Raw genomic sequence first — 7,886 nt, 5'->3', positions numbered from 1 at the left:
ACTACTTTAAAAAGTTTCTTTCAAATTCTGTATATGCAGTTGGTATCTCTATCTCGAGTAAATCAAGAAATGTTTCAGAAGTCTTAATTGAAAAAATTGTCTGAAAAATTTTTCATTTAACTCCAAAAATAAAATATACACATGATAATTTTTTCTAAAAAAAAATGGACATACCGTCTGGTATGTCCAATTATTTTTTTGTATTTGGAATTTGATTGTACACCTTTCCACCTAAGGATCTATACACGCTCATGCTTAAATCCTTTAGATCGTTTTTGGCAGCTATCTTGGAATACTCATACAACATATTTTCTCTAAACCACTTTTCACCAAAACTTTCTGGAATTAAAGAAGATTTTGGAATTGTATCGTACATCTTTCTAAAGATTTGAAAGAAAAAACTTGCCACAAATTCTTCTGAAACCTTTTTTAACTTATCAACATTTATTTGATTTACAGTATTTTGAGATACCTTAGAAACATCCATCTACATCCACCCCACATATCACATAACCTTTATCTCTGCATAAATTGCCCCTGCTTTGTGCAGCTCCTCAATTATACCTATTATATCCTGCGGTGTAGCACCTAATGCCTTTAATGCAGAAATCAAGTTGGAAATTGTAGCTTCCTGGCCATCAATTTCACCGTTTTTTATACTCACAACAAAGTTTCCATAGCTGAGGGTAAAATCAGAAATCTTTATATCTCCACCAAAGATTACCGTCCCCGTTCTTTCATTTATAACGACCTTCGCTGCTTGATCGGGTATAACCTCCAGTTCTTCTATTATAGACAAAAAGGTAATAATATCATCTGAAAATGCATCGGGTATCTGCACTCTAACAGATGCAGGATCAACTGCTTTAGCAAGCTTTACAGAAAACTTTTCATTTATTGCCGTTGCAACTCTTGCAGAAGTAGTGATATCTGGGTTTTGAAGAAGTATAGTTACGCTATTATCTGAAACAATATTTGCTGGAATTTCCTTTTCTATAAGCGCACCGTTTGGAATGTACCCTGTAACCTTGAATCTGCTCTGGAGATTAACTGAAGACTTTACTTCAGCACCACCGACTGAAACGGGCCCCTGTGCCACTGCATATATATTGCCGTCTGCGCCATAAAGCGGCGTTTGAAGAAGCACACCGTTTTCAAGGCTCTTTGCACTGCCAAGCGATGCAACTATAACATCAAGCCTCATTCCTTCTTTGTAAAAAGGTGGAATATCGGCAACAACCATAACAAGTGCCGTATTATTTGACTTTATATCTTCCTCAGAAATAGGTATCCCAAAATTTTTAAACATGTTTGCAAGGAGTGGAGAATTTAACGTTCCTCCATCTCCAGTTCCATTTAAACCAACAACTATTCCAATACCGAATAGTTGGTTATCACGTGCACCTCTAAATTTTGCAATATCCTTTATCCTAACAACCGCAGAAAGTGAAAATACTGCTACAATTAACAAGGCAATGATTATTTTTTTCTTCATACATTTTCACCTCATCTAAAGAGTTCTGCAAGAGATGATAAAATAAGCCCGAGCCAGCTTCCCTCATTTGGATCATCTTCAAATATAATTTTTCCATTTTCCCAAATTTGTGCATCCATCAAATCAGTTGAATTAACGGTATTTTTTGCAGAAATCATTTCAGGATTGACCCATCCTGTAATAATAATCTCTCTTAGGTCATTACCAACCTTAATATTTTTTCGACCTTCAACGTATAAATTACCGTATTCATCCACTTTTTTAACAACTGCAGTTATCTGCAAAATAACACTTGTTTGACTTTTGTTAGAACTTTTAACCTTATCTGAATCCTTTATTGGTAAAAACCCTGAAAGGTCACTTCCAAGTATTTTTGAACCACTGCTTATTGCACCAAGAATTGTATTCTTGAAAGAATCTACCTCAGAACTTGTAGAAAATCTTGGTGATTCATACACCAATATATTTACAACATCTCCCACCTTTGATGCACGTGGACTTGCTATAATATTTGAAAATTTACTATTTGGATTGTATATAGAATCTGCTAAAGAAAGCAATGAGAATAAGATTAAAAATACAGTTAGTAACTTTTTCATTTTGACACCTCCACGACCTTTAACATAGGTCCCTCAACTATAAGCCCGTACACTATCTTTCCACTTTCAATATTTCTTGCCTTAATCACGTCTCCCACATTCCCACTTTCAAGTGCCCGAAGCATTGTTTTCACGATAACACCCGGTAATTCTACATACCCTACTATAACCTGACCAACCACCACATCTGGAACTCTTTCAAAATACTCTTCAAACAAAGGCTCTCCAACTTTAAAATACTTTCTAGAAATCATTGGAAGCTTTGATACATCCAAAGGTGTTCCCCTTAAAGAAAATATATTCACATCTGCAAAGGCTACATCGTCCATATTAACCTGCTCTCCGTAATTAATATTTCTCGCAGCTACGGGAATTTTCCTAATACATTTTCCTATTAGGTTAACGTTAAAATATCCGACGGTTCTACTATCCTTCTTTAAAGCAAATCTTACCAAAAAGCTTCCACCAACAGATTGAATTACATCGTAATCAAAATTATCGTGTTCAACAATCTTGCCGTACGTTGAAGTAACTTCTACAGTTGAATTTATGGGAAGCATTGATAGAGCAACTTCTGTTGCAATTTTCAATGCCTGCTCAACGGTTAGCGTAGACATACTACTTTCTCTAGTCAAAAGATTTGGAAAGACAACCTTTACAACACCAACAGTAGGGGTGGCCTCAACTTGAGTTGCCACCCTTGAAAGTCTTTGAAGTATGTACTTTATATTAATATCAGTTGAAGAATTCTCAGGAAGATACGCAAGAACAATATTTTGAAGACTTGTTGCATCAATTTGAGTATAAGTTGCTGCCACATCAAATACTGTAACTTCATTTCTTGTAACCGTTGCAACGTCTAAAAACTGTATGTACATGGAAAGAGATAGAATAGGTAGCAGTAAAATAAATAAAATACCTTTTCTCACTTATACATCTATCTCCTTTACAGAAAGTGCGTGTCTGAATATAAATTCCTTTCTGCTCTCAGTATCGCTACCCATAAGCATTTCAAATAACTCATCTGCAGTTTCTGCATCTTCAATTGAAACTTTTAATAATTTTCTTGTGTTTGGATCCATGGTAGTTTCCCAAAGTTGCTCTGGATTCATTTCACCAAGACCTTTGTAACGTTGTATTTCATATTTTTTATCTTCCAATGTCTTTTTAAAATCTTCCAATTCCTCATCACTGTAGAAATAATAGTGATCCTTTCCAACAGTTAATTTGTAAAGTGGAGGCTGTGCAATATATATTCTTCCCTCTTCAATTAATTCTTTCATGTACCTGTAAAAGAGTGTCAAAAGAAGTGTTCTAATGTGTGCACCATCAACATCAGCATCGGTCATTATTATTATCTTTCCATATCTTAACTTTTTAATATCAAAATCATCGCCGATGCCTACACCCAATGCAGTTATAATATCTCTTACCTGCTCATTCTTTAAAAGCTTAAGCCAACTACTCTTTTCTACGTTTAAGATTTTTCCACGAAGTGGTAAAATTGCTTGGAAATTTCTATCTCTTGCCTGTTTTGCCGAACCACCTGCTGAATCACCCTCGACTATAAAAAGTTCAGATTCTTCAAGTTTTTTAGTAATACAATCTGCAAGCTTTCCAGGGAGCGAAGAGCTTCCAAAAGCACTCTTTCTTTTTACCATTTCACGAGCATGCTTTGCAGCTTCTCTTGCTTTCTTTGCTTCCAGTGCTTTTTGTATAATTATCTTAAGCGTATTTTCATTCGTCTCAAAAAATTCAAGAAGCTTTTCTCTCACTACTTTTGCTACAGCTTCTTGGACTTCTTCGTTACCCAACTTTGATTTTGTTTGTCCTTCAAATTCTGGAGTACTGCTCATTAAAACACTTATAACAGCGACCATTCCTTCTCTTACATCATCTCCACGCAATGAATCTTTCTTTAACTGTCCTGTTTTTCTACCTAATTCATTGACAACTCTAGTAAAGGCAGATTTAAAACCAGTAACATGTGTTCCACCATCAACGGTCCTTATATTATTTACAAATGAATAAATCTTTTCAAAATCTGAATCGGTATATTGAAAAGAAACTTCAACTTTAATCTTTTCATATTCTCCGCTAATATATACTGGTTCATGTAAGGATTTGCTTCCCTTACTTAAATGTGAGACAAATTCTTTAATACCACCTGTATAATGAAACGTTCTTTCTGTATTGTTTCTTTCGTCTTTAAAATAAATAGTAATATTTGGATTTAAAAATGCAAGCTCTCTAAGTCTCATTAAAATTGTATCCGTATCAAAATCCGTAGTTGAAAAAATTAATGGATCAGGCTTAAATCTAACAGTCGTTCCACGCTTTTCAGTCTCACCTATTATCTTTACCTCACAGGTAGGTGTTCCTCTTTCATACCTTTGATAGTATACTTTTCCATCTCTATGTACTTCTACTTCAAGCCACTGAGAGAGTGCATTAACAACCGATGCACCAACACCATGGAGACCACCGCTTACTTTGTATGAATCCTTTGAAAACTTTCCACCTGCGTGCAGGGTAGTCATAACAACTTCAAGTGCGCTCTTTCCAGTTTCAGGATGAATATCAACTGGAATACCCCTTCCGTTATCTTCTACCTCAACACTTCCATCTTTGAAAATTGTAACCTTTATGGTATCACAATACCCCTGCAGTGATTCATCTATACTATTATCAACAATTTCATATACAAGATGATGAAGACCTGCCTTTCCCGTAGAACCTATGTACATTCCTGGTCTTTGCCTTACCGGTTCAAGCCCCTTTAATACTTTTATATTTTGTGCACTATAGTCCATTTATTGCCCTCCTCTTCTTTCTTATTACTACCTTTTTTATAGCATATATCCCCAATCTATCATTCAACTTTTCACGTATCTTTTCCCTAAAAAAATTAAGTTCAGTTACAAAAAGCTGATCATCACATTCTATATAAATAACTCCGTCTTTAAACATAACCACCTTACAATGCTCATTAAAAGGCTTTCCAATAACATCTTCAAAATGCTCTCTTGAAAGGGTTGAAACATAAAGATTTTTTATAAACAAATTCTTTTTTGCAAGTTCCCGTAAAACATCACCCAATCTTTGCATGAAGATACTCCTCAAACATCCTCGAAAGTTTTTCAGAAATTTCTGTTTTTAATGAAAACTTTCCCAGATAATTTACAGGAACTATACCCATGCTCGTATGTGTAAGAAAAATCTCATCTGCATAGAATAGCTCCTTTACTTCGACTATTTTTTCTTCTACCGTGTAGCCGCTTTCCTTTAACATATCTATAACAAACGTTCTTGTAATACCTTCTAAAATTCCACTTTCAAGTGAAGGAGTAATTACTTTACCATCTTTAATTAAAAAGACGTTAGAAAAGCTTCCCTCACATACCTGCCCCTTTTGCCCTAAAAGTATCACATCATAGTTATCACCTTTGTTTTGCCTTGCAAGAAAAACATCCGCTCTTGAAAGTGACTTAAAGTTAGGTGGTATTGAAGATGGTTCGGCATGTCTTACATTTGAAATATCTATTTTGACACTTTCTACCTTTTTAGTTAATATATTTTCACCGACAGAATAAAGTTCCACCTTTTCACTCACAATTGCATATACCTTTACCCTGTCAAAGGAAATATTTCTTTCAATTTCTTTTTCAAAATCATTTAAACTTACTTCATTTTCTTTTCCTAAATATGACAAAGAATTAATTAGCCTTTTATAATGCTCTTTAACCGCTAAAGGTTTTCCATCATATATACGAACAGTTTCATACACAACTATTCCGTTAAATATGTTATCTATTAGAGACCTTTCGTTCATACTTTTTAGAAATCACTCCCTCATCGGTAACCGCCTGTATTGTTACATTTTCTATCTTACCGAATTCTCCGTGGGAAGTTTCATGTAACACGTAGTATTCATCGTATCCTGAATATATCTTGTTTTTATAGCTTTCAATTAAAACTTTTGCTTTTCTTCCAACAAGTCGCTTCCTATAGTCCTTTGCAACTGCTGCGCTTAGTTTTTCTAAAACTTCAACTCTTTCTTTTTTTACATTTCCAGGCACTTTTTTAGGCATCTTTGAAGCAAGTGTATTAGGTCTATCAGAATATCTAAAGGCATGAACCTTTGAGAACAAAACTTCTCTAACAACTTTCAAAGTTTCTTCAAAATCCTTTTCACTTTCTCCAGGAAACCCAACCATTATATCTGTTGTAATCGAAAAGTTAGGATCAACTTTTCTTATACTATCAACAACCCTTAAATAATCATCTTGTGTATAATTTCTTCTCATATTTTTCAATACATCTGTACTTCCACTTTGAAGAGGAATGTGAAGATGATTACAAATCTTTTCTTCTGCTCCTATCAAACTTATTAACTCTTCATCTAAGTCTTCTGGATTTATCGAACTCAGTCTAATTCTAAAATCACCCTTTATTTTAACAAGGCTTCTTAACAGTTCATGCAATGAAGAATCAATATCTTTACCAAATTTTCCAAGATTTAATCCTGTAATTACAATTTCCTTGTAATCCTTATTTACAAGCCTTAAAACTTCACTTACAACTAGATCAACTGGCTTACTTCTAATTTTATTTCCCCTTGCAAACCTTATTGCACAATAACTGCAAGTATTTGTACAACCATCCTGGACTTTAATAAATGCACGTGTTCTCTCTGCAAGTGAAGAAAAAACAAATTCATCTTCTAACGAATTCCTATTCCAGTACGCTTTATCTACAAAAATACCTGATTCTCCTAAATATCTATCAATATATTTTTTTTCATTATTTCCCAGTACAAGATCAACGCCTTCTTTTTCTAATTCTTCAAATCCGAGTTGAGAATAACACCCTGTTACTACTACCTTTGCTCCTGGAAATTTCCTCTTTAATCTTCTTATCTGTTGCTTTATCTTCCTTGTCGCCTCGTTTGTCACAACACAACTATTTATTACAAAAACATCCGATTCTACTTCCTCGTTTACCACTATATATCCTTCATTTTCAAGCTTTTCGGCCATAAGTTCTGATTCATATTGATTCAACTTACAACCGTATGTAAGAACGCTGACTCTCATTCAAATTAGTCCTCCCTACTAACCGCTTCCAAAATCTTCATCCTTGTAATTACACCAAGCAATTTATCATCTTCGTCCACCACAGGTAAAATTTTTAAGCTATGTCTAATCATCAAATCAGCCGCATGCAAAAGTGGTGTTGATTCTTTGATAGTAATAGCAGGTTTAGTCATGATTTCAGAAACAGCTCTATTAGAAATTTTCTTAAGATTTCTAACAAATTGATTTAAATCTGGAATAAATGATGCTGTTTGTAAAAGCGAAAAGTAACTAGGTAATGCTGCACGAATTATATCATTTTCACTTATAAATCCAACCACCTTGTAATCTTCATCTATAACTGGAACTCCGGTCACTTGTTGCCTAGAAAGAATTTTCAGCACCCTTGAAACACTTTCATCTTCTAAAACAGCGGTTATATCCCTTATATAAAAATCTTTAACTTTCATCTTACTCCACCCTCTCAATCTTAAATTTTTCAAAGGCTTTTTCGATGTCTTCAAGTTTAGGTGGAACCTTTGCCCTATACCATGTCTTTGCAAGTGCAGCAGCATAACCATATTTTGCTATATCAACTAAATTATCAGATTTAAAACATTTATATACCATAGCTGCCATGTACGTGTCACCTGTTCCCAAAAGGTGTGAATGTTCTATCTCAACAAGAGGCTTTAAAAACCACACACCATCTTGGGT

At 34.4% G+C, this 7,886-nt stretch carries 9 protein-coding genes and 1 pseudogene; all 10 read right to left on the bottom strand.

What is annotated here, in order from left to right:
* Positions 1-190 precede the first annotated feature (190 nt).
* Entirely contained in the window at positions 191-487 is a 297-nt protein-coding gene (locus tag JG780_RS09835) for a rod-binding protein (RefSeq protein WP_004100777.1), read from the bottom strand.
* Positions 488-505: 18 nt separating this feature from the next.
* Complete coding sequence (locus tag JG780_RS09830; protein WP_004100778.1) at positions 506-1,495, bottom strand: flagellar basal body P-ring protein FlgI; 990 nt, start codon at positions 1,493-1,495, stop codon at positions 506-508.
* Between the two features lie 11 nt (positions 1,496-1,506).
* Positions 1,507-2,094: a flagellar basal body L-ring protein FlgH gene (locus tag JG780_RS09825; RefSeq protein ID WP_004100779.1), complete on the bottom strand. Its 588-nt coding sequence runs from the start codon at positions 2,092-2,094 to the stop codon at positions 1,507-1,509.
* Entirely contained in the window at positions 2,091-3,023 is a 933-nt protein-coding gene (flgA, locus tag JG780_RS09820) for a flagellar basal body P-ring formation chaperone FlgA (protein ID WP_004100784.1), read from the bottom strand. Before flgA ends, JG780_RS09825 begins: the two co-directional genes overlap by 4 nt.
* Positions 3,024-4,907 (bottom strand): DNA topoisomerase (ATP-hydrolyzing) subunit B, encoded by a 1,884-nt coding sequence (gyrB, locus tag JG780_RS09815; protein WP_287570414.1) that lies wholly within the window; start codon positions 4,905-4,907, stop codon positions 3,024-3,026.
* A complete protein-coding gene (locus JG780_RS09810) occupies positions 4,897-5,202 on the bottom strand; it encodes a DciA family protein (protein ID WP_004100788.1) in 306 nt (101 codons plus the stop codon). Before JG780_RS09810 ends, gyrB begins: the two co-directional genes overlap by 11 nt.
* The gene (locus JG780_RS09805; RefSeq protein ID WP_287570412.1) at positions 5,186-5,926 is read right to left on the bottom strand and encodes an aminotransferase class IV; all 741 of its coding nucleotides are present in this window, start codon (positions 5,924-5,926) and stop codon (positions 5,186-5,188) included. Before JG780_RS09805 ends, JG780_RS09810 begins: the two co-directional genes overlap by 17 nt.
* Entirely contained in the window at positions 5,901-7,190 is a 1,290-nt protein-coding gene (gene mtaB / locus JG780_RS09800; protein WP_004100792.1) for a tRNA (N(6)-L-threonylcarbamoyladenosine(37)-C(2))-methylthiotransferase MtaB, read from the bottom strand. The genes JG780_RS09805 and mtaB overlap by 26 nt, the downstream gene beginning before the upstream one ends.
* A 5-nt stretch (positions 7,191-7,195) precedes the next feature.
* Positions 7,196-7,639, bottom strand: coding sequence for a CBS domain-containing protein (locus tag JG780_RS09795; RefSeq protein WP_004100794.1), 444 nt, complete (start codon positions 7,637-7,639; stop codon positions 7,196-7,198).
* Between the two features lies 1 nt (position 7,640).
* Positions 7,641-7,886 (bottom strand): annotated as a pseudogene (locus JG780_RS09790) (1-phosphofructokinase family hexose kinase); the annotation flags it as partial.

The sequence above is a fragment of the Thermosipho sp. (in: thermotogales) genome (assembly GCF_020054775.1).
Taxonomy (GTDB): domain Bacteria; phylum Thermotogota; class Thermotogae; order Thermotogales; family Fervidobacteriaceae; genus Thermosipho; species Thermosipho africanus.
The sequence above is the reverse complement of the archived record's forward strand: the minus strand, read 5'-3'. Positions and strand labels throughout refer to the sequence as shown.

Bases quoted from the DNA above. Each gene is read 5' to 3' on its own strand.
- gyrB (WP_287570414.1), bottom strand. From the start codon at position 4,907: ATGGACTATAGTGCACAAAATATAAAAGTATTAAAGGGGCTTGAACCG.
- JG780_RS09805 (WP_287570412.1), bottom strand. From the start codon at position 5,926: ATGAACGAAAGGTCTCTAATAGATAACATATTTAACGGAATAGTTGTG.
- JG780_RS09810 (WP_004100788.1), bottom strand. From the start codon at position 5,202: ATGCAAAGATTGGGTGATGTTTTACGGGAACTTGCAAAAAAGAATTTG.
- JG780_RS09835 (WP_004100777.1), bottom strand. From the start codon at position 487: ATGGATGTTTCTAAGGTATCTCAAAATACTGTAAATCAAATAAATGTT.
- mtaB (WP_004100792.1), bottom strand. From the start codon at position 7,190: ATGAGAGTCAGCGTTCTTACATACGGTTGTAAGTTGAATCAATATGAA.
- JG780_RS09830 (WP_004100778.1), bottom strand. From the start codon at position 1,495: ATGAAGAAAAAAATAATCATTGCCTTGTTAATTGTAGCAGTATTTTCA.
- JG780_RS09795 (WP_004100794.1), bottom strand. From the start codon at position 7,639: ATGAAAGTTAAAGATTTTTATATAAGGGATATAACCGCTGTTTTAGAA.
- JG780_RS09825 (WP_004100779.1), bottom strand. From the start codon at position 2,094: ATGAAAAAGTTACTAACTGTATTTTTAATCTTATTCTCATTGCTTTCT.